Raw genomic sequence first — 21271 nt, 5'->3', positions numbered from 1 at the left:
GGATGTTGCCATGCTGAACCTTGCCGAATATCGCCGGCGGCCCGCGCTGCTGGCCGACTGGCTGCCCTGGGCCGGATTGGTGGCGCCGGGCATTGTGTTGAACAAGGATGGCAGCTTCCAACGCACCGCGCGCTTTCGGGGGCCTGACCTCGACAGCGCGACGCAAGGTGAACTGATTTCCACGTCGGCGCGGCTGAACAACGCGCTGCGCCGGTTGGGGTCAGGCTGGGCCTTGTTCATCGAGGCCGAGCGCCGGCCCGCCGCTAACTACCCACCCTCGGAGTTCCCCGAGCCACTGTCGTGGCTGGTGGATGAGGAGCGCCGGGCCGCATTCGAAGACTCGGGCAACCATTTCGAGAGCGGCTACTACTTGACGCTGGTGTACCTGCCGCCGGAGGAAGCCCGTGCCCGCGCAGCAGGAATGCTCTACGAGAACCGGCCGACCGAAGGCGTGGACTGGCGCGAGCGGCTGACGGCCTTCGCCGCGGAGACGGATCGCATCTTCGATCTGCTCGATGGCGTGATGCCGGAAATCGCGTGGCTGGATGATAGACAGACGCTGACCTATCTGCACTCGACCATCTCTACACGGCGTTACCGTGTGGGCATGCCCGAGGTGCCATTCCACCTTGACGCGCTGCTGGCCGATTCGCCGCTGGTCGGTGGTCTGGCGCCGATGCTGGGCGACCAGCACCTGCGCGTGGCGACGGTGCGGGGCTTCCCGACCTCGACCTGGCCGGGGATTCTTCATGAGCTCAACCGCCTCGGATTTGGCTATCGCTGGTCAACCCGGTTCCTTTGCATGGACAAAGCCGATGCGGAAAAAGAGCTTTCCCGCCTGCGCCGCCAGTGGTTCGCCAAGCGCAAGAACGTCATTGCGCTGCTGCGGGAAACCATCTTTCAGCAGGAAACGCCGCTGGTCGATACCGATGCCAGCAACAAATCGGCCGATGCGGACGCTGCGTTACAGGAGTTGGGCAGCGATCAGGTGGCCTTCGGCTACGTCACCACCACGGTAATGGTGCTCGATGCCGACCCAGCGAAGGCCGACGAGAAGCTGCGCATGGTGGAGCGGGTGATCCAGGGCCGAGGCTTCGTGACCATTCCCGAGACCTTGAATGCGGTCGATGCCTGGCTGTCTTCCATCCCCGGCCACGCCTACGCCAATGTGCGCCAGCCCATTGTCTCGACGCTGAACCTGGCGCACCTGATGCCGGTGTCCGCCGTATGGGCCGGGCCGGAGAAGAACGACCACCTCGACGGCCCGCCGCTGATCGTGACCCGCACCGAAGGTGCGACGCCGTTCCGGCTGGTCACGCACATTGGCGATGTGGGCCACACGCTGGTGGCGGGGCCGACTGGCATGGGCAAGTCGGTGCTGCTTGCCACGCTGGCGATGCAGTTCCGGCGCTACCGCGGCTCGCGCATCTTCGCGTTCGACATGGGGCGCTCGATGCGCGCGACCATCCTTGGGTTGGGCGGCGAGCACTATGACCTCGGGGCGAGCATGGAAGAGGGGGGCGATATCGCCTTCCAGCCGCTCGCCCGCATCGACCGCGAGGGCTACCGTGCCTGGGCGGCCGAATGGATTGAAGGCCGCTTGCGGCATGAAGGTGTCGCGGTCGGCCCCGAAGAGAAAGCGGCGATCTGGTCGGCGCTGGGCAGCCTTGCCGGTGCGCCTCTGGAGCAGCGCACGATGACGGGGCTTTCCGTGTTGCTGCAATCGAATGCGCTACGGCAGGCGCTTGCACCCTATGTCCTCGGCGGCGCGCACGGCAAGCTGCTGGATGCAGACCGCGACCGTCTGGGGATGGCCGACGTGCAGTGCTTCGAGATGGAGGAACTGATGCACAGCAAGGCCGCCGTCATAGCCGTGCTGCATTACCTCTTTGCGCGCTTCGATGAACGCTTCGACGGCGCGCCCACGCTGTTGATCCTCGATGAGGCGTGGCTGTTTCTCGATGACCCGGTGTTCGCAGCCCGTATCCGCCAGTGGTTGAAGACGCTGCGCAAGAAGAACGTCTCCGTGATCTTTGCCACGCAGTCGCTGGCCGACATCAAGGATTCGAGCATTGCGCCCGCGATCATCGAGAGCTGCGCCAGCCGCATCTTCCTGCCGAATCCACAGGCGACCGAGCCGCAGATCCGGACGATCTACGAGGGTTTCGGGCTCAACTCGCGCCAGATCGAGATCGTGGCGACCGCACAGCCCAAGCGGGACTACTACTACCAGTCCCGGCTCGGCAATCGCCTGTTCGACCTCGACCTGGGGCCGGCGGCGCTGGCCTTTGCGGGCGCCTCCACGCCGCAGGACCAGCGCGACATCGACGCGGTGCTCGCTGCGGGCACCAACTCCACATCATCTGAACCCACCCCGTTCGCGGTTACCTGGCTGCGCCATCGCGGCCTCCACTGGGCCGCCGACCTGCTGTCCTCGTTTCCTTCCCCGCCACCCCAGGAGAAATCACCATGACCATCCGTACCGCATTCACTTCCAAGCTGACTGCGCTGGCCGTTGCCAGCGCCCTCGCTTTCTGCACCGCCCAGCCCGCCCATGCCTTGTTCGGCCTGGGCGGTGGAGGAGGGGGCCGCATTGTGTTCGATCCGACGAACTACGTGCAGAACACCCTCACCGCCGTGCGCATGCTGGAGGAGATCAACAACCAGATCAAGCAACTGCAGAACGAGGCCCAGATGCTGATCAACCAGGCGCGCAACCTGGCCAGCCTGCCGTTCAATGTGGTGAGTCGTCTGCGCAGCAACCTGGCCCAGACCCAGCGGCTGATCGCCCAGGCCAAGGGCATGGCGTTCGACCTGGCGAACATGGACCAGATGTTCAAGCGGCTGTATCCCGAGCAGTACACCGCCGAGGTCAGCGGCGACCAGATGTTCCGGGATGCCCAGGAGCGCTGGAAGAACACGCTCAATGGCCTGCAGACCACCATGCAGATGCAGGCCCAGGCCTCACAGAACCTGCGCGATGACGAAGGCGTGCTGGCCGTTCTGGTCGGCCAGAGCCAATCTGCCGTAGGCGCCCTGCAGGCGATGCAGGCCATGAACCAACTGCTGGCCCTGCAGGCCAAGCAGTCCATCCAGACCCAGCGGCTGCAGATCACCCAGGACCGCGCGGCCTCGCTGGAGCTGGCCCGGCAGGCGGCGGCGGCCGAGCGCGGGCGCGAGGTGACGCGGCGCTTTCTGGGCACGGGCACGCCGTATACGCCGCAGACCGTCCATTTCTACGGCAACTGACGGGGCCGGCCATGAACGATGTTGCGGTCATCGACCGCTTCCTCGATACCTTCTCGCGCTACATCGACTCGGGTTTCGGGCTGGTGCAGGGCGAGGTGGCATTCCTGACGGCCTCGCTGATCGTCATCGACATGACGCTGGCCGGCCTGTTCTGGGCCATGGGCCATGCCACCGGCCAGGGCGAGGACGTGATCGCCAAGCTGCTGCGCAAGGTGCTGTATGTGGGGGCCTTCGCCTACATCATCGGCAACTTCAACACGCTGGCCGGCATCGTGTTCCGCTCGTTCGCCGGGCTGGGCCTGATGGCCAGCGGTTCCAGCCTGAGCATGGGCAACTTCCTGCAGCCGGGGCGGCTGGCTAAGACCGGCATCGACGCGGCGGCGCCCATCCTGGAGCAGATTCAGCAGATGGCGGGCTTCCCGGAGGTGTTCGTCAACCTCACCTCCATCGTAGTGCTGTTTCTGGCCTGGGGCATCGTCATCCTGTGCTTCTTCGTGCTGGCGGTGCAGCTTTTCGTGACGCTGATCGAGTTCAAGCTGACGACGCTCGCCGGCTTCGTGCTGGTGCCGTTCGCCCTCTGGAACAAGACGGCATTCCTCGCCGAGAAGGTGCTGGGCAACGTGGTGTCCTCGGGTATCAAGGTGCTGGTGCTCGCGGTCATCGTGGGCATTGGCACCGGGTTGTTTGCCGAGTTCAAGATTCCCGACGGGGCCGAACCCTCCATCGACCAGGCGCTGGTCATCATGCTGGCTTCGCTGTCTATGCTGGCCCTGGGCATCTTCGGGCCGGGCATTGCGACCGGGCTGGTGTCCGGCGGGCCGCAGCTCGGTGCTGGGGCGATGGCGGGAGCCACGCTGGGGGCGGCAGGTGCTGCCATTGGCGTTGGCGCAGCGACAGCCGGTGTCGGCAGTGCAGTGGCAGCCGGGGCGCGCATGGCTCCAGGCGCTGCCCGCATTGCGGCCAGCGGTGCGCGTGCCGCGACCTCGGCGTTTGAGGCGGGTTCGTCCGCGGCCGGCGGTGGCTTCAAGGGCGCTGCCGCCGGTGTGGGCAATGTGGCCAGGACCAGCGCCCAAGCCGCCGGGCAAAAGGTGGCCGATGGGACGCGTTCGATGAAGGAGCGCGTGGCTGCTGCTTTTCGGCCCGAGGGCGCGGCGGCATCCGGCACTGCGCCAGCCGGGCCAGACGCTGCTGGTTCACCTCCGTCCACCGAACAGCCCGCCTGGGCCAAGCGCCTGCATCGCAGGCAGCAGCTCACCCATGCCGCCACGACCACCGCTCACGCGTTGCGCAGTGGCGATGGCGGCAGCTCCAGCCAAGGCCCGAGCTTGCGCGACGACTGATGGACCTCGATTCCTGAACTTCAAGGAGAACCCTTATGCGATTCAAACGACCGCAGGTGCGCTACGCCGACACGCCGCAGCCTGCCACTCCGTACCAATCCGCTGCCCAGGTCTGGGACGAGCGCATCGGCTCAGCCCGCGTGCAGGCCAAGAACTGGCGCTTCATGGCCTTCGGTTGTCTCACGCTGGCCGTGCTGATGGCTGGGAGTCTGGTCTGGCGGTCAGCGCAGTCCATCGTGACTCCCTATGTCATCGAGGTGGACAACGCGGGCCAGGTGCGGGCCGTGGGCGAAGCCGCCACACCCTACCAGCCCAGTGATGCCCAGGTGGCCTACCACCTGGGCCGCTTCATCGGCCTGGTGCGCTCGCTGTCCATCGATCCCATCGTGGTGCGGCAGAACTGGCTGGATGCCTACGACTACACCACTGACAAGGGTGCGGTCGTGCTCAACGAGTACGCCCGCGTGAACGATCCCTTTGGCCGTATCGGAAAGGAATCGGTGACGGTGCAGATCAGCAGCGTGACTCGCGCCAGCGAGTCATCTTTCAACGTGCACTGGACGGAGACGCGCTTCATCAACGGGGCGCTGGATCGCACCGAACGCTGGAACGCGGTGGTGTCCACCGTGCTGCAAACCCCGCGCACCGAGCTGCGCGTGCGCAAGAACCCCCTGGGCATCTACGTCAACGGCTTGTCGTGGAGTCGTGAACTCGATTCTTCTGAAGGAACCAAGCCATGAATACGTCTTTCCGTACATCCGCCTTGCCGGTGATCCTGCTTGCTCTCACGGGCTGCGCCACGCAGGGCAAGCCGCCGCCGACCATTTCGCTCGATGAGCCGGTGCAGGTCCAACCGTTGCCCGAGGCGCCGAAGCCGGTGCAGGTGGTCGGCATACCCGAGCCGCTCGCGCTTCCTGGTCAGATGAAGCCGTTGCCTGGTACGGAGGATGCCAAGGTATCGCCGGAATCTGCCGACGAGAAGCTGCGCGTGACTCGTGCCAATGCCGAGGCACGTATTGCGCCCACACGCGAGGGCTATGTCAACGCGATCCAGGTGTGGCCATTCACCGATGGCGCGCTGTATCAGGTCTATGCGGCCGTAGGCCGCGTGACGGTGGTGTCGCTGCAGCCGGGCGAGGAGCTGGTGACGGTGGCCGCCGGTGACACTGTGCGCTGGATCGTTGGTGACACGTCCAGCGGCAGCGGCGATGCGCTCCGCGTCAATGTGATGGTCAAGCCGATCCGCTCGGGCTTGAAGACCAATCTGGTCATCACCACTAGCCAGCGCACCTATCTGATCGAACTGACTTCGACCGAGAAGACGTGGATGGCGTCAGTGTCCTGGGAGTACCCGAAGGACAAGATGTTGGCCCTGCAGCGCCAGGCGCAGGCAGCAAGCGCAGCCGCGCCGGTCGATAGCGGCCTGTCACTGGAGAAGATCCGTTTCCGCTACGCGGTCAGCGGCAGCAATCCGCCATGGAAGCCGCTGCGCGCCTTCGATGACGGCGAGAAGGTCTACATCCAGTTTCCTCCGGGGATTGCCCAGGGCGAGTTGCCCCCGCTGTTCGTGATCGGCGCGCAGGGCGATGGGCAACTGGTGAACTACCGCTTTCGCTCGCCGTACTACATCGTGGATCGACTGTTCGGCGCGGCCGAACTGCGCCTGGGCGGCGGAAACGGGAAGGGCGGGGGTGACGTGGTGCGGATCGAGCGCACGGATGGCGTGAGGGAGAACTGACCATGGGCCAAGACGACACTCCAGACCTTGCCGCCAATACCTCGCCTTCGGTGGGCAAGGTAGCGCCAGAGGCGATGGCGCTGCGCGCCCAGCCGCGCCCAGTTACGCGCCTGAACCGGCGCACGCTGGCCATGTTCACGGGTGGCTTGTCGGTCGCCGTGCTCGGGGCCACGATTTGGTCATTGCAGCCGCATCGGCGCGGCGCAGGTGAACCTCGCGAACTGTACAACGTGGATCGGGTGTCGAAGTCCGAAGGGCTGGACGGGTTGCCTTCGGATTACTCCAGGTTGCCGAAGGCGCCGGAACTGGGACCGCCGCTGCCAGGCGATCTGGGGCCTGCCATCGTGGCCTCCCAGCAGCCTACCTATATGCCGCCCGGCCATGATCCCCAGGATGCCTTGCGCAAGGAGGCCGAGGCGGCGGCAGCTTCATCGGTATTTTTCCGCTCGGGGCAGCAGGGCAGGGCTGCAGCTCCTGCCGTTGCCACGGCGGCGGTTGCGCCGGGCAATGCTCTGGCGGACTTTGATCCGCTGGCTACGGGCCCGGCCTCGACGGCCGCCCAGTTCACCGATTCGACCACTGCGCAGAACCGGCAGGAGCAGAAAGAGGCATTCCTGAGAGGCGGCTCTGCGGAAACCCGCAATTCCGGGAGCCTCCAGATGCCCGCCTCGCCATACCAGGTGATGGCTGGGACGGTGATCGCTGCAGCGCTGGTGACGGGCATCAAGTCCGACCTGCCGGGCGACGTGATCGCCACGGTGACGGAGCCGGTCTACGACACGGCCACCGGACGCTTCCTGCTGATCCCGCAGGGCTCGCGCATCTTGGGCAAGTACAACAGCCAGGTGAGCTATGGGCAGAGCAGGGTGCAGATGGTGTGGAACCGCATCATCCTGCCCGACACGTCGTCGCTGACGCTCGACAACTTGGTGGGCACCGATCCGGCCGGTTATGCCGGGCTGGAGGATGGGGTGGATCGGCACTCGGGCCGCATCCTGGCCGGCGCGGCACTGACCACCTTGCTGGGTGTGGGGGCGGAGTTGGCTGCGCCTGAGAACCGGCAGGATGGCAACCGCATCGTAATCGCTGGGCGCGATAGCGCGCAGGACAGCATCAACCAGGTGGGCCAGGAGATGACCCGGCGCAACATGAACGTCCAACCGACGCTGACGGCGCGGCCAGGCTTGCCGGTTCGGATTATTGTGGCGAAAGACTTGGCCCTTCGTCCGTACCAGCCACTCTTCTATCAGCGCGGAGGTATCCGATGAGCACCGCAAAAAAGCTCCGCCTCGGCCCTCTGCCCAAGACAGAGAGCACCAAGCTGACCTTCACATGCCTTGCCAGCCTGAAGGCCGACCTCGACCGGTACGCGGCGATGCACGCGCAGGCGTATGGCGAAGCGGTGGATGCTGCCACATTGATCCCGTACATGCTGGAAGCTTTCATGGCCGGAGATCGGGGATTCAGACGCGTCGATAAGCCTAAGGTCTTCGCCCCGAAGCCAGTATGACGGCGATGTAAGCCCGCATGAACACGCTTCACCTTGCTGCGGCAGGTTGGCAGTCATGACCGTTCTCGGCACGCTATGGACTGTGGGTGATGGCAATGGATGCTGTCGCGCTTTCTGCAAGGAGATGCCCCATGCGTGCCAGGATTTCAGACGGTCAGAAGCAGTTTCAGCCTGCACAGGCGGATGGTGGCGTGGACGGCGATCGGGCCATGCGTGCCGCGCATTTGCTGCAGCAGGCGCTCAATCTGCTGGGGCAGGGCTTGGCACCGCCATCCGGGCCTGCATCGGATCGGCATGACCGGCTGCTGCGCCTGCCCGAGGTGCAGCGGCTGACAGGCCTGGGCCGCTCCGTGATTTACCAACAGATGCGTGATGGGGTGTTCCCGCGCTCTATCAAGGTTGGGCCGCGTGCGACTTCCTGGTCGGAGGCTGCCGTCCATGGATGGATTCAGCAGCGGCTAGCGGCCAGCAGCCGCTCAGTTTGAATGATTGAATTTTGTTATAGAAATAGTATTAGATGCTATTTCTTACGCGAATTGGACCGCGAATATCTCACATCAGCCTAGAGTTGACGCCGACATCAATCGGCCGAAATTCCGTTTCTGACCGCTCGGCGACCGTCTCAATCCGACCCAACTGCGACATTCAAGATGTTGGTTTGGGTGCGCTAGTACGGTCGCCCATCCATTTGGCCTCGGACGGCCACGGTTTTTTTTTGAGGCCTTCAGGTCTGTACGCCGCCAGGCGCCTCCTTAGAAGAAACCTCTCGTCTATTGATACCCGAACGTAGCCTAGCTACAAGAGTAAGGTACCGGCGGATGTCTTCGAGGTTCTTGAAATAGTAGTAGTCGTCGGCACTTCCTGCCTTCCCCGCCTTCGATAAGAGGAGCTCAGCTTCCTTCAACAGGCCGATGGCATCACGCGCGTATGGAGCCTTCTTAGCTTGATAGTACCGAGCGATTCCCATGCGAAGATTGCACAGCATTTGGGGCTTGCCGTTCTTCATGGCCTCATTCATTGCGGAATCGCCGGCAGGAATGTTTCCAAGCCGATACTGAATGAGGCCAAGCGTGATTTGCGCATCCCCGCTCTTGGGGTTGAGATTTACTGCTTCCTCTGCGAATGGAAGTGCCTCGGGAAGCTTTTGGAGGATGTGAGACAGGAACCATGCGTACCTGTCCTTCAGCGCCGCATTCATCGGCTCTTCAAGCAATGCAAGCTTAAAGCTCTCGTCAGCGCCGTCGAAATCTCGACGGTCGACAGCAATCTTTGCTGCCTTGGCATACTGGTTTCGGAACGCATCTGCTACGCGGTCCCGAACATATGCTTTCTCGAGCCGCTCCCGATGCAATGCCTGCTTGTCGACTTTCCCTGCGACCCGCTTGATTTCGTCGCGGCCAGCCGCATCAATCCTTTGGAGCTGCTTCAGAAAAAACTGCTTGGCCAGTTCTACGATTTCCACATCATATGTTGCGCCACGATCTGTCGTGGTAACGAAGTACGTTTCGTCCAGTCCGGACTGGAAATCGACATGCTGCAATCCAACCTCCTGGCAGGCATCGCCTACGCATCGGCCATCGATTGGACATGCCAACGAAACAAGGATGAGGAAGACCTTTCGCCGAAGGTCATCAATGCGCATCCACGCGTCTTGATATAGGAACTCCAGCAACTGGTCGCTCGTCTTTCGCAGGATTTGCTCAAGTGCCCCGTCAATGCCGCTTCCAGAACGTGCGATGTACTTGACCAAGGTGTCAATCAACAACGGTTTGTTGGTTAGCTGAGCACAAACCTGACGTAGCCACGGATCGCCAGCTTGATTGATTGCGACAGCAGCGTACTCGTTTCCAAGGCGCCGCATCAATCGAAGAGCTTCAGCGTCAGAGAGGCCCGCCACTTGAATTCCTGTAGCAGGGAGGAACTCGCGCCGCCTGGACGTTATCAAGATTCGCCCCACCTTCTTGCCCGCCTTCTTGAAGAAGGCAGAGAGCTCTTCGACTTTTTCGGGCGAAGTGGCGAGCGTCTCTGTGTTGTCTAACACTAAGAGCACGTCATCGCGCTTGAATTTTTGTTCGGCGAGTTCACCCGCGACTTTATCGATGAGTGCTGTACCCGATACCTGATACCACTTCTTTTCAATTACGGGATAAAGACACAGGAGAAGTTCTCGAATACTGTCTTCCATTGCATCGGAGACACCCTTGAAGTGCACCAAGCCGTCGGATGTCCAGCGCGTCATCTTCGAGCTGTAATAGCTAATGATGCTCGGGAACTTCCCATCGATCTCGATTTCTCCTTCGAGCAGGCGGTTTAGGAATTCGAGTGCAAGCGTTGTCTTGCCAAACCCCCCATCTCCATAAATCAGACAAAACCGCGTGTCCTCGTCCTCCATCCACTCCTTGAGGGTGCCGAGCTCTTTAGTTCGCCCTTCAAACGTATCAGTCTGGCGGACAGGAACGTTGTAGTAGACGGATTGGACGCGGTCGCCGACTTCAACATCTTTCAAGTCGAAGCGCAACGAACCGAGTTCCACCCCGACATCGAAGACCGTATTCGACGGCAAATCAAGCGTGACCTCATCGGAAACGTCCACGTTTAGAAATTGTCCATTGAGCTTCCAGATCCCTTTTCGAGGCGCAATTCCGCCAACCACAATGGCTCTGCCGTCGTAAATGAGTGGCGTTACGAGATTGAATTCGGAATCGCCGAGCGAAACTCGGAGTTTCGCTCCGTCAATAACAGGTAGCGTGCTGGAGAACAATCGTAGCGCGCGTTCGGTAAGGTCAATGAGCTTGGGCGTCCAGAGCTGCGCATCTGCGCGTGATAGGACACCGTGCGCTGGCTTTTTATTACGAAATTGAACCCAAGCGTTTAGGTCTTTTGAAAAGCACTGGTGAGCGCCCTCTGTGACCTCAAACCAGCCGACCATGAAATTCTTCGTAGCGTGACTGCGGATCGAGGGAATGGCGACTTCGAGAATTTCGCCATAAAGACCTTCCGACGGCTGCGCAAACCTAGGAATCAACTGCGTCAAGTTTGCTTCAGCCGGCGAGAACGGCGTGAGTTCTCGAATCGCCTCAATCGAAACGATCGAAAGCGTCTGCATGAGGGAGCGAAACACCGCACTCAGGTAGGTCAGACGCTCGACGTCTGTCGCGAGCGCCTTTGCGACGGAAACCTCTTGCTCGTAGATTTGCTTCATGCTGTATCGATGTTGAATGAACTAGTTCTAACTATTAGAACGGATTCCCACCTCCTCACGCGAAAGTTGAAAGGTGCGGCCTCAAATCTCAAGTGCAACGCCTGCCCACATCAATGAGCAGTTGAGGAACGGCAGCCATTATCGTGGCAATGAAGTGCAGTGGCGAGTTCCAGTCGTGCGTGGGGCGCTTGGCCTCAGTGATGCTGTGTGGCTGGTACGTCCTACGGGGAGCAAGTCCGTCGACCCCAACCATGCGGCCGATGCAGCGAACACCATTGTTTACCCACGTCGCAACCGCAGCACCCTTCGCCAAGCAGTCAAAAGCAACAGAAGTCCGACGGCCGCGGGGATAAAGGAGTCGTAGTGTCACCCGGCAACATTCATACCCAGCGTCTGCGGCTCGCAGAAAGTTAGTTAGGCAACCCCAAACCAGTCGGTCGCGACAGACCGCATCTGGCCGAAGCCGGGCCTAACTACCAGTGGGCGCAGCACCGCAAAGCTGACTTTCGGGGCTGCGCCTTGAGAGTCCAGTTGAGGACAGGCAGTCAACGGGTGCGGGGCGTCATCAATCGGCCAGAAGCGGCTGGCGACATCAGGAGAAAGCGGTCACTAAACGCCTAAACTAAACGGAACAGCCAGCGAAGCTAGCCCTGGTCCGCGCAAGCGAAAGGTTAGATTTTCTCGTCCATGTGGGTCACTAAAAATGTGGCAGTGAATGTGTCGCTACTAATCAGCCGTACTTCATGCCCCTCGAACACCACTGCGAATCCCACGTCGACTGAGTCCATGGGTTTGTTCTGCTTGCCAAGTGAGCCAATTACGCCAATGACCTTGTGGCGCAGGGGATCTCCTTCAAATTTGATCCCCACCAAAGAGATAGCAATCTTGCCACCAAAGAGTTGTGCCGTTTCTCCCGTCTTTAGGGTGACTCGCTGCACATTAATGCTAGGCGAAGGCTTGGTTGCGAGGTCGCTCGACGCCGAACCCGGCGCAGCCATAGGGTACGCTGCCGCAGCACTCTTGGCCCCCTGAAGCTCGAGCTTCAGTGACGACACTTCCGAGCGGAGCTGGACCTCTGTCTTTTCAAACTCCTGGTTCTTCTCTCGTAGGTAGTTAACGAGTCCATCGTTTGTGTCTTTACCGTTGCTGTGACCATAAGCGACGCAAGCCATGCCTACACCTACCAGAGTTGCACCTGCAATTAGGCCTGCAACTAGTCGCTCCATCAGGGTACTCATATTTTTTCTCAATGTTGTTTGGTAAACCTGGACTAAGGAAGGCCGCAGCAATTCTCTGGCCATATCGCCTGCGATCTAAAACGGTGGATCCGATACGCGCGAAAAGTGCTTGCAGTCCAGCTTTGAGGAGTGCTTGGCACCTATTACATGCTAGGAAGATCGATCACATACACAATTGTTACAAACACTATAGCCTAAGCTCCGACTGGCCGCTTTAAAGCATTTCGTCGAAGGACGGCTCTGGGTCGGACTGTGCCGATCATCGTCGGGCCCAGTTCGACCATCTGCCGCCGATCACATAAACCTTCGCAGTACAACCGAATGACGGGTCCGCATTCAGCAGTGGACCTCCATCGGGCAATCCAGTCAAGGACATTCGACACGGGGCTCGCGTCGCAGCCAAGCCCCGCTCGCCCCCTACTAGGATCTTCGGGTCAGGGAGAGATCTCCCTGTAGATGTCACGAAGACAGAGCCCTATGGCGCGCTCCTCTGCATTTGCTTCAAGGAAGCCCAGCACATAGAGCTCTCGAGGGATAACGCTTCGCAACTTACCGTTGAGATCTCGGTGCTGCTCGTCTCGATCGAGCAAGTCCTTGATTTCGTGACGATACCAGTCATACCGCTCCTGCAGCCGAAACTCCCTTACATGGCTAGCGGACGGACCATCCGCCCCCTTCAACGCGAGCACCACATCATTAGCTTGGAGCGGTCCATTGAGCGTCTTTCGAAGCGTTCCCCTAGACGAAAACTGAACTGAGATCTTCGTGGTGTCAAGCGGGTGGGCGAAACCTTTACCGCGTGGATCTCCTGCAGTCTTAACACCCGAGTTGCACTGAGCGCACGACGGCACGAGGTTGCTTAGGGACACGGCCAAGTATGGATAGGCGGACTTCGGCAGGTAGTGGTCCAACGGTGGCCGCAACTGAAACGCCGCGGCGCCTCTCACACCTTTGGCCTTCTCGACGTGCAGGTTGACGTGATTGGCCTGGCAGTACGGGCAGATTCGAACTTGATAGGCTTGAACCAGAGCGTATGCGCCCCAACCATTTTCCTGGCGGCAGAACCACTCGTAGTCGAGGCACTTGTTAATGATTGTCAGCGTGTTTTTGTGCGTTACATGATTGGGATAAGTGCTCTTCTTACGACTAACGGCGTAAGCTGAAAACGCCGGGAACCTGTTAACCACATCGCTGGCAAAAGCCTCAATTTCTGCTGGCGTGCCGAGAAGGACGACTCGCAAGGAATTCTTAATATGATCGATCAACGACCGGTCATAAGGGTCCTTGCCGACAGCGATCACGGAACTGGACACCTGCGTGTCAAATCTGACCCTCAGCAGCTTGAAGTGTTTTTCTTGTTCTGCCTGAGGCAGAGGTTTCAACTTAAGCATGTCGATGCTGCCTCCGCCGCTGAAGCTCACCGAGAAGGTAAGTTCGAAGCTGAGGTGAGGCGATTTGCTCGATGAGTCCTTCCACTTCCTTCTCACGCTCAATGAGGGGCGCAGTCGTGCGCAAGAACGCCACGATCTTTTCGTACAGAGCTTCCGCCATATTCCCGGAGAACTCGTCCACTCCATACACGTCTGTCAAAATCTCCTTGGGTCCGTACGCGAAGCCGTTTCGCATCTCGCCCGACTTCACGTCGAAAAGCCTGTTTGGCGGCGCGTCCCCTGCGACGATTAAAGAGTGAGTAGCCAAAATCAGGTGGATCTCCCCGAAAGAGGCTCGGTAGTGCTCGATGAACTTCAAAAGATCACGGAGATACTTCCGCTGCCATGCGGGATGCATAAACATCTCGCCTTCGTCGACCACGAGCACAATCGATCGAGTGCCTTTCTTTCGAAGGGTCTCCAGCGCGGCACTAAGCGATGCAAACAGCATCAACAACGCTACCTGGCCGCTGCTGAGCTCAAGGAAGTTCCAACGCAAAAGGCCGAGATTTTCTGCTTCCTGCAACCCAGCAATGACCATTGGCGAAAGGGAGCGGAGTAATCGGGAATAAGCCAGCAATTCTTTGGGCATTTCAGCCGCAGCGGCCTTCTTCAACTGCTCCATTGCTTTGAGAATATGCGGCGCTGTTATAAGCCCCCTTGATCGTTCGCCTCGGTTGCGGAGAAATCGGACGACCGCAACGTTTTTACTACCTGGCGGCTCTTCGTTGCGGTCAATCTCGAGAAGAAAAAACTCTGCCGCTTTCGGCCCATCCAGCCTCGTCCGATGCAATTCAATAGCAAGCAGGGAACTCGTCCGTGGACTGAGACCACTCGCGAATTCTTTAAGCCGATCGATCTCCTTCGATAAGCGCGATTTCCGGCTTGATGTCGCCTCGGCTATGTCCGCGGGAAACAAGGTCGACGCGAATTTCTCGATTTCTTCGTCGATGTCCAGGTGTTCAGATATTTCGAGCTGGACCCGTGCACGGCGAATGAAAGGGATGTCTTTTGGCAACGAACCAGCGGCTTGGCAGAGCGACGTCCCGTTAAAGGAATTCGTACCAAACGATGGCGTTACATCAATCGTGCGACCGAAGGCGAGCCCTCGTCGCCGGGCCGACTCGAACGGTGATGTCGTATAGAAGACAGTACCGAACCGCTCCTTAGGCCGCGTGGTTTCGTCGGCAGTCAAGGGGCCAGATAGACGAAGTGCTTCTTGGCGAACACCTGGATCAAGACGAACGACCCCAGATTCGTCGCGCCATATGGTGCCGAGCGGCCGCTCGCGACCATATGGCGTCAACGTGCGGCATACATCCAGCAGCAATGTAGTCTTTCCCTCACCGTTCTCTCCGTAGACGACTGTGAGCGAGTCCACGGAAAGCTGCACTCCAGAATCGAGGTATCTTTCATTGGCGAGCACCTGAATCGTTGGCCCAACGCGCTGGCCGCGTGCCCTGGGAACTATCGAAAACGTGTACTCCGATGTCAGTGACAGGACCGAGATCGCGTTAGTTTTCAAGTGCTGGATGACAAACGCCAAGACGACTGGCTTTACCACCGCTTCCCCTTATATTGCTCTTGCGTTCTCGTGATGATAACAAGCCGTAAGCGGTGGGAATATTAGTTTCCGCCAAAAATTCGGCCAGCATGTTCACCCCATGATCTGCCGAGCCAGCGAAGCTTACGCAAAGAGGAAGAGCAATGGGTCGCATCGATCTGCGTCGGACTGGATGCGACGTCATTACCAAGTGGAATTTGGCGCGCAAAGTCTTTGGGCCAGTCAGCAACCAATCTCAGTGGTCAAACATGAAAGTGCGCTGACGGGCCGCTGGCCGATATCCGACCGATCGGCTCAATCGCCTGAGCGTCTGTTGCACCTTGGAAGCGGTCGCCAACGAAACAGGCGATCGAGGGGCAGTTGTGGGTCGATCGCTGGCCGACACGAAGGACCGCTGATGGGTACCCTCGGTTTATCGCACTGCCCTATCAAGTCTGCCATCCAACGACAGACCGCTCGCGCAACCAAAAGCAGTCCCTTGCAGGAACAACTCCAAGGGCTGCTACGGCCGAACGCAGCCGGTCACGACCAGAGGATTGGTCAGCCATAACCGGCGCATGCGGTCAAGTCAGTCGGAGTACGCAGCTATTTCTGAAGCAGATCCCAGAGGAGGTTGCTAGCGTCCGTGGGGAGCTTACGGTGGTTGTTGTGACCCTGGGGACAGACGTTGGGATAGGGCAGATGCTGCGAGAACTACCTCTTGAGGCTTCAGCAAGTGCATGGAAACTTGGTTGTGACTAAGCCTGGGCCCAGGCAGAATAGGGTCAAACTTCCCCGTTTCCATGACCTGGCTCCCTGGGGCCACTTCAATCTCCGAGGTGTTCATGTAGGTTGGGAAGTTCGGCGCGTAACTATCTGATTTCAAAAATCATAGCAAAGCGGGGGAACAAATGGGGGAACAATCGGCAAAATTGAAGTGAAATATGCTAGGTTTCATGGGGTCTCGAGACTTTCATTCAATTCCCGCCAGCCACCATACAGCACAACGCCACACAAGAGAAATGCCTCTGTGTGGCGTTGTTTTTTGCCTGTTTGATTGTCTGGAATTGTCCAGAAAATCACACCGAAATCACACGGAAATCATACCGATCTCATTTCACGGCCTTCAGGTTGGTCTTGGGCTTCTGGAAGTCCTCTGGGATGAACTTCCCGTAAGTGCGAAAGACCATCTCCACATCTTCATGCTCCAGTTGCTGGGCACCGTACCTTGGGGGGCGCCTGTGGTCAGAAGTGTGGACGCATAGGTGTGCCGAATTTGATATGGATGGAGGTACGGGATGCCGGAGCGCTTCATGATCGGCAGCCACGCATTCTTGCGAACCTGGGCATCAGTGGCCCATGGCTTTAGCGTGGATGAATTTAGCCAAACCCGGTGTTGAACCAGAATTGAAATGCAGGCCGCTCGTCTACCCGGCAGGCGCGAAGAATTGCTTCACGCTCCGCCTGTGTGAAAGGACTGATCACATAGTCGCTGGCTTTGCTCGTCTGTCGAGCTTCACCAGGGCAATCCGGTCGAATGGATTGCTCTCGATCAGCCCATCGTTCAGCGCGTCATCCATGACCGCTCGATTAACGCGCGCTAGTGGATCCGCATGTTCAGGCCTTCTTCACGGTCCGCTTGGCAGAAGAAGCTGTCACCGCCACGAATTTGGGTGTTGTACTTCTGGTCATAGGCTTCTTGTTCGCGCTGTAACACATAGTGAAGGGGTCTATACGCAGAAAGATTGAGCTGTCGAATTTCGAGATTGATGTCGCGCATGGAGCGGAACTCCCCGGCACGGTCCACATCAGCTTGGATGCTAATGGGAGGCAAGCGTTTCGGCCTGCAATGAGCAGGTCGCCCATACTGGTTCGACCCGGGGTGTTGATTAGCCAGGCGCTACGAGCAGTGCTTTCAGCGCCTCATCATTGGGGAAAGACTTGCGCAGCTCCAGCTCGAATCGTGCCTCCGCCTGACGCTGGTGTTGTGCCTCAATGTTCGATGGACTGTCTTGCAGTTGCACGCTGATGATGGCTTCCATGACACACTCCTACACTGGTGGGATACACAGTAAAGAGTGTTCTCAAGAGCTGTTTATTTGTACAGATATTTTGCGACATCCAACAAAAAACCGCCCTGGGGCGGTTGTGGGAGCAATGATGCCTGTGGAAGAAGGGGGCACAGCCCGGGTGCGACCATTGTTTCTTCGTGATAGGTGTAGTGATTCAACCAAGGTGACAACGGGCAAAAAAAGGTAGCTAACAATTGTTAGAATGATTCGCAAATGTAAATTTGACATTTAACAATGGAATCATATGCACTCAATCAGAAAGCTACTTTTTTTGGTCTTCTTTCTCGCTGCGAACCTTCTAGGAGGGCTTGCATATGCGGAAAAGATCTTAATTTTGAATCTCTATGGCGAATTCATGCAGCCGAATTCAAATTTGAAAAGTGGGCTGGAGAGTGATGGTCACCAAGTAACTGTCGTGGTCAATTCATATCCGTCAACGCTAGCTACTAGCGCTCAGGATGCAGCCAATGGCTATGATCAAGTGTGGGTGTTTATGAATGATGCAGACATGAGCCGCGTCGCCCAGAGAACAGCCCTCAAGCAATCGATCATTTCCTACTTGAGCAGTGGAGGACGTGTTTACCTGCAGACCGAGGTGAGCTGCTGTGGTGCGGCTGCAATGTTTGTCAAAGACATACTGGCCACTGTCGTCAAGCCTTCATCAGTTCTTGCCAATTTTGATCACACTGTGATCAGGAGTGGGGGGCAAGCCTTGATAAACAATGCAGTCGCGGGGGCTTATGGGGGTGAGGGGCTGTGCCGTGCAGTGAGTACTTCTGCGTATCGTGAGACCTCGGGCGTAAAGACTCAGAATCAAATTGTTGTATCTTCCGACAACCTGGAAAGTACAGTTGCAGCCTTTTTTCCTGAGACAGATCTGAACGCAGGAGCAGGGAGGCTGGTGGTTCTGGGGGACATAAATTTCTACGGGCCCGGCTTTGGCGCCGCAATGCCCGTACAGAATCTTGCTTTGGCTCAAATGTTCGCAAATATTCTGCAGGGTCGGGAAGTTATATCCACGTGCCCACTAGCTGAAGCTGATGTCTTTTCTGTATACAATATGGGTGTAGTTATGCAGACGATGTCTGTTCTTTTGAATGATCAAGAGAATAGATTTAGTGCTACTGCTGCAACCATAAGCAATGTGAACATGGCAAGGGTTGGAAGCGTACTAAATGCTTCAGGAGTGGCGGAGCCTGGCATTGATTTAGTAGCGAGCTCCGGGGTAATCACTGTCCAGCCTTCTGTAGCCAATGGCGTTTACAGATTGACGTATCGAATTTGCCAAAAATCAAATACACAGTCCTGTGTGGTCAATATTGCGAGTATCCTCGTTCAAGGACCGACAGTGGATGCAGTCATTGATGATTTTACAGCCACGCCGTTCTTTGCTGCTGTCGGGGGCACCACAGAATCCGTGCTTGCTAACGACCGTGTCAATGGCATTACTGCCTCCAGTCTAAATGCAGTATTGACGCAGCAAGGGGTTTGGCCAGCAGAAATATCAATCAATGGAGATGGGATAATTGCAGTGGCGCCGAAGGCTGCTGTTGGTGACTATGCGTTGACCTATCAGATTTGCATGCTGCCTCCAAGAGGTCAAATTTGTGAAACAGCAATTGCCACCCTGACTGTGAAGGCAATTAATGTACAAGCTGCAAATGATGACTATTCCTCTATTCCAGTCAAGGGTTCAAGCGGTGGCTCCCTGCCATCTGTACTCGCGAATGACACAATAAATGGTAGCTCTGCCTCTGCAGCCAATGCTCAGGCCACCTCTCAAGGAGCATGGCCGAATGGAATCCAAATCTCTGTTGATGGGGCAATTTCTGTGTCCAAGGGGACTCCCGCTGGAAAGTATTCCTTGAGCTATCAGTTGTGTTCTGTAGCTGATCCAACTGCCTGTAGCCTTGCGTCCGTAACTTTGACCATAGAGGCCGAATCTGTGCCAAGTGTTCCCACGTCGGTGCCATCGTTGCAACAGTGGGCGGTAGTAGCGTTATCGTTGATCCTAACTCTATGTGGAGTAAGTCGTCTTCGCAGATATACACGCTAGCAAAGAAGCCACCAGCAGGTGGCTTTTTTATCTCTGGGCCGAAGGCGAGGCTGTATTGACCTAGCGCTTTCTGCACAGGTCAGTACACCAGCGCGCACTTTCAGCAGTTGCTGCGCGAGCAGGACATCACCTGCAGCATGATTAGAGCAGGTGAGGTCTGGGACAACTCGGCGATGGAGAGCTTCTTCAGCTCAGTGAAGACCCAGCACAAGGCCAGGAAGGTGTACCGCAGCAGGGAGTAGGCTCGTGCCGACGTGTTCGACTACATCGAGCGCTTCTACAGCCCAACGCGTCGGCATTCGACGGTGGGCTACGTCAGTCCCGTGCAGCTCGAACCAGCTCAAGAAGCTTAGATAGGTGTCAACGAAACCGGCAGCAGTCCGACACCTTAGTGAGATCCCGCTGTGCTGCTGAGACAGAGGTTCGGCCCGATGCGTACTCTGCACTTTCTGTGCGCGACAGAAAAAAGAAATGCCACCCAAAGGTGGCAAAAGCTCACTAGAAAAAGCCGACCTTGATTACTCAAGGATCTCGTGCAAATAAAGAGAGGGAGGGAGGAGAGGCACGAACTCGGCACAAACCGTTAGGTTCATCTTATCGTTTCTTCGGCGCCTGATAAGCGAGGTCAAAGAGAAATATGTCATCAATTGACAAAAAAGAGCCCGCTCAATGCGGGCACAGTGATGGACTAGCTCAGAAATGCTTCTTCCTCTTTTCCCTCAGAAGCGCTGAAATCATAAATGATGTCTATCGATAAAATTTGGTAATTGTTTTAACAAAAGTAAGCTGTAAGCTGTGCGTCAGAAAGGATGCGTGGAACGAAGAAAAGCCCGCCAGAAGCGGGCCAAAGTCTGTCCATGAAGAGGCTCCAGTATAGGGCATGGCTTTGCTTTTGTATCATCGATAGTTACAAACAATGCCGAGGGGGAAGGTGGGTGACCTTGGGGCTCTTGGGGAGTTTTGGGGAACCTCGGCGCTTACAGAGGCGGCGGGAGTTTCTTCGGCAAAGGAGGGGCGGCAGAGGGGTTTGTCTCCGTAGTCCCATTGGCTGCTGTACACCGAGCTAGCTTGCCAACATCACCACGAGAACCGTGCACAGCAAGGCGACATAGACCTTGGCGTGAATGCTGTCGGGGATCTTGCCAATCCACAGCGAGCCTAGCCGAATGCCAACCCACGAACCCAGTACCAAAGTCATGCAGGCACGCACGTCGATATACCCGACATGCCATGCTGCCACCGGTGCTGCGTGCCATGCGAGCAGTGCATAGGTGGCCGAACCCGCGATGGCCATCGGCAGCGACAGTGGGTTGGCGGCAGCCGTTGCTGCTGTCATGGTGGCACCGCGGCGGCGCATCAGTGGAACGGTCATCACGCTTCCGCCCACACCCAGAAACGCGGCGATTGCGCCAATCGACAGGCCGGCCATGGCCGCTACGGATTTTTCCAGAGGGCGAATCTGGAGTGACGCACTCCGTGTGAAGCCAGGGCGAAGTAGGCTGTCAAGGATGGTTAGCCCTAGATAGATGATGAACGCCCAGCGTACCCAGTTTCCGCTCAACATAAGCGCGGCAATGGCGCCGGGAACCGCGCCAAGGGCGATGTAGCCCACGAGTGGGCGCACCTGCTTCCATTGCACGGTGCCTGCCTTGTGGTGCCGCAGCGTAGCCATTCCGGCCCCGAAAACCATCACGCAGGTAGAAGTGGCGACGGCGATATGCATGGCGGCCCGACCCATTTCGCTATCAGCGCCGTACACAGCCAAGAGCACCGAGTACAGAACAGGAACGACGACAAAGCCGCCTCCAAAACCAAACAAGACCGTGGTAACGCCAGCGATCACACCAAAAAGCAAAAGCAGAAAATACATGGGAGGCAGTCATCGAGATGTTG

16 protein-coding genes and 1 pseudogene are annotated in these 21271 nt (G+C 58.1%); 10 read left to right on the top strand and 7 right to left on the bottom strand.

What is annotated here, in order from left to right; translation table 11 throughout:
* The first annotated feature begins 10 nt into the window (after positions 1–10).
* The 8 genes from trbE to ACH2DG_RS10900 all read left to right on the top strand — a co-directional run bounded on the left by trbE (position 11) and on the right by ACH2DG_RS10900 (position 8322).
* Complete coding sequence (gene trbE, locus ACH2DG_RS10935) at positions 11–2473, top strand: conjugal transfer protein TrbE (RefSeq protein ID WP_395026089.1); 2463 nt, start codon at positions 11–13, stop codon at positions 2471–2473.
* Entirely contained in the window at positions 2470–3249 is a 780-nt protein-coding gene (gene trbJ / locus ACH2DG_RS10930; RefSeq protein ID WP_395026087.1) for a P-type conjugative transfer protein TrbJ, read from the top strand. Before trbE ends, trbJ begins: the two co-directional genes overlap by 4 nt.
* An 11-nt stretch (positions 3250–3260) precedes the next feature.
* Positions 3261–4589: a P-type conjugative transfer protein TrbL gene (trbL, locus tag ACH2DG_RS10925; RefSeq protein WP_395026086.1), complete on the top strand. Its 1329-nt coding sequence runs from the start codon at positions 3261–3263 to the stop codon at positions 4587–4589.
* A gap of 35 nt (positions 4590–4624) precedes the next feature.
* Positions 4625–5329, top strand: a complete 705-nt coding sequence (gene trbF, locus ACH2DG_RS10920) for a conjugal transfer protein TrbF (protein ID WP_395026085.1) — start codon at positions 4625–4627, stop codon at positions 5327–5329.
* Entirely contained in the window at positions 5326–6327 is a 1002-nt protein-coding gene (gene trbG, locus ACH2DG_RS10915) for a P-type conjugative transfer protein TrbG (protein ID WP_395026084.1), read from the top strand. The genes trbF and trbG overlap by 4 nt, the downstream gene beginning before the upstream one ends.
* 2 nt (positions 6328–6329) lie before the next feature.
* Entirely contained in the window at positions 6330–7595 is a 1266-nt protein-coding gene (locus ACH2DG_RS10910) for a TrbI/VirB10 family protein (protein ID WP_395026083.1), read from the top strand.
* The gene (locus tag ACH2DG_RS10905) at positions 7592–7837 is read left to right on the top strand and encodes a DUF2274 domain-containing protein (protein WP_395026082.1); all 246 of its coding nucleotides are present in this window, start codon (positions 7592–7594) and stop codon (positions 7835–7837) included. Before ACH2DG_RS10910 ends, ACH2DG_RS10905 begins: the two co-directional genes overlap by 4 nt.
* 131 nt (positions 7838–7968) lie before the next feature.
* A complete protein-coding gene (locus ACH2DG_RS10900; protein ID WP_395026080.1) occupies positions 7969–8322 on the top strand; it encodes a helix-turn-helix transcriptional regulator in 354 nt (117 codons plus the stop codon).
* A gap of 239 nt (positions 8323–8561) precedes the next feature.
* Here the strand turns inward: ACH2DG_RS10900 and ACH2DG_RS10895 are convergent, their stop codons facing one another.
* The 6 genes from ACH2DG_RS10895 to ACH2DG_RS10870 form a co-directional block, all read right to left on the bottom strand.
* Complete coding sequence (locus ACH2DG_RS10895; protein WP_395026078.1) at positions 8562–11039, bottom strand: hypothetical protein; 2478 nt, start codon at positions 11037–11039, stop codon at positions 8562–8564.
* Between the two features lie 671 nt (positions 11040–11710).
* Positions 11711–12277, bottom strand: a complete 567-nt coding sequence (locus tag ACH2DG_RS10890; protein ID WP_395026077.1) for a hypothetical protein — start codon at positions 12275–12277, stop codon at positions 11711–11713.
* Between the two features lie 434 nt (positions 12278–12711).
* Complete coding sequence (locus ACH2DG_RS10885; protein ID WP_395026076.1) at positions 12712–13668, bottom strand: hypothetical protein; 957 nt, start codon at positions 13666–13668, stop codon at positions 12712–12714.
* Positions 13661–15253 (bottom strand): AAA family ATPase, encoded by a 1593-nt coding sequence (locus tag ACH2DG_RS10880; protein ID WP_395026075.1) that lies wholly within the window; start codon positions 15251–15253, stop codon positions 13661–13663. The genes ACH2DG_RS10885 and ACH2DG_RS10880 overlap by 8 nt, the downstream gene beginning before the upstream one ends.
* A 1597-nt stretch (positions 15254–16850) precedes the next feature.
* Positions 16851–17030, bottom strand: a complete 180-nt coding sequence (locus ACH2DG_RS10875; protein WP_395026074.1) for a hypothetical protein — start codon at positions 17028–17030, stop codon at positions 16851–16853.
* 109 nt (positions 17031–17139) lie between these two features.
* On the bottom strand, positions 17140–17292 hold the full coding sequence (locus tag ACH2DG_RS10870; RefSeq protein WP_395026072.1) for a hypothetical protein: 153 nt from the start codon (positions 17290–17292) through the stop codon (positions 17140–17142).
* 274 nt (positions 17293–17566) lie between these two features.
* On the opposite strand from ACH2DG_RS10870, the gene ACH2DG_RS10865 reads away from it, so the two are divergent.
* On the top strand, positions 17567–19378 hold the full coding sequence (locus ACH2DG_RS10865) for a hypothetical protein (protein WP_395026071.1): 1812 nt from the start codon (positions 17567–17569) through the stop codon (positions 19376–19378).
* A gap of 80 nt (positions 19379–19458) precedes the next feature.
* Positions 19459–19731: pseudogene (locus tag ACH2DG_RS10860) on the top strand (integrase core domain-containing protein); the annotation flags it as partial.
* A 710-nt stretch (positions 19732–20441) separates the two neighbouring features.
* Here ACH2DG_RS10860 and ACH2DG_RS10855 read toward each other — a convergent pair.
* The gene (locus tag ACH2DG_RS10855) at positions 20442–21248 is read right to left on the bottom strand and encodes a sulfite exporter TauE/SafE family protein (protein ID WP_395026070.1); all 807 of its coding nucleotides are present in this window, start codon (positions 21246–21248) and stop codon (positions 20442–20444) included.
* Positions 21249–21271 lie beyond the last annotated feature (23 nt).

Origin of the sequence: Comamonas odontotermitis, from assembly GCF_040396735.1 — a bacterium.
In the GTDB taxonomy this organism is placed as follows: domain Bacteria; phylum Pseudomonadota; class Gammaproteobacteria; order Burkholderiales; family Burkholderiaceae_C; genus Comamonas; species Comamonas odontotermitis_C.
Note: the sequence above shows the minus strand (reverse complement) of the source record. Positions and strands in the feature narration are given on the sequence as shown.

Coding starts and splice junctions, on each gene's coding strand:
- trbE (WP_395026089.1), top strand. CDS start 11: ATGCTGAACCTTGCCGAATATCGCCGGCGGCCCGCGCTGCTGGCCGAC.
- trbJ (WP_395026087.1), top strand. CDS start 2,470: ATGACCATCCGTACCGCATTCACTTCCAAGCTGACTGCGCTGGCCGTT.
- trbL (WP_395026086.1), top strand. CDS start 3,261: ATGAACGATGTTGCGGTCATCGACCGCTTCCTCGATACCTTCTCGCGC.
- trbF (WP_395026085.1), top strand. CDS start 4,625: ATGCGATTCAAACGACCGCAGGTGCGCTACGCCGACACGCCGCAGCCT.
- trbG (WP_395026084.1), top strand. CDS start 5,326: ATGAATACGTCTTTCCGTACATCCGCCTTGCCGGTGATCCTGCTTGCT.
- ACH2DG_RS10910 (WP_395026083.1), top strand. CDS start 6,330: ATGGGCCAAGACGACACTCCAGACCTTGCCGCCAATACCTCGCCTTCG.
- ACH2DG_RS10905 (WP_395026082.1), top strand. CDS start 7,592: ATGAGCACCGCAAAAAAGCTCCGCCTCGGCCCTCTGCCCAAGACAGAG.
- ACH2DG_RS10900 (WP_395026080.1), top strand. CDS start 7,969: ATGCGTGCCAGGATTTCAGACGGTCAGAAGCAGTTTCAGCCTGCACAG.
- ACH2DG_RS10895 (WP_395026078.1), bottom strand. CDS start 11,039: ATGAAGCAAATCTACGAGCAAGAGGTTTCCGTCGCAAAGGCGCTCGCG.
- ACH2DG_RS10890 (WP_395026077.1), bottom strand. CDS start 12,277: ATGAGTACCCTGATGGAGCGACTAGTTGCAGGCCTAATTGCAGGTGCA.
- ACH2DG_RS10885 (WP_395026076.1), bottom strand. CDS start 13,668: ATGCTTAAGTTGAAACCTCTGCCTCAGGCAGAACAAGAAAAACACTTC.
- ACH2DG_RS10875 (WP_395026074.1), bottom strand. CDS start 17,030: ATGCGCGACATCAATCTCGAAATTCGACAGCTCAATCTTTCTGCGTAT.
- ACH2DG_RS10870 (WP_395026072.1), bottom strand. CDS start 17,292: ATGGAAGCCATCATCAGCGTGCAACTGCAAGACAGTCCATCGAACATT.
- ACH2DG_RS10865 (WP_395026071.1), top strand. CDS start 17,567: ATGCACTCAATCAGAAAGCTACTTTTTTTGGTCTTCTTTCTCGCTGCG.
- ACH2DG_RS10855 (WP_395026070.1), bottom strand. CDS start 21,248: ATGTATTTTCTGCTTTTGCTTTTTGGTGTGATCGCTGGCGTTACCACG.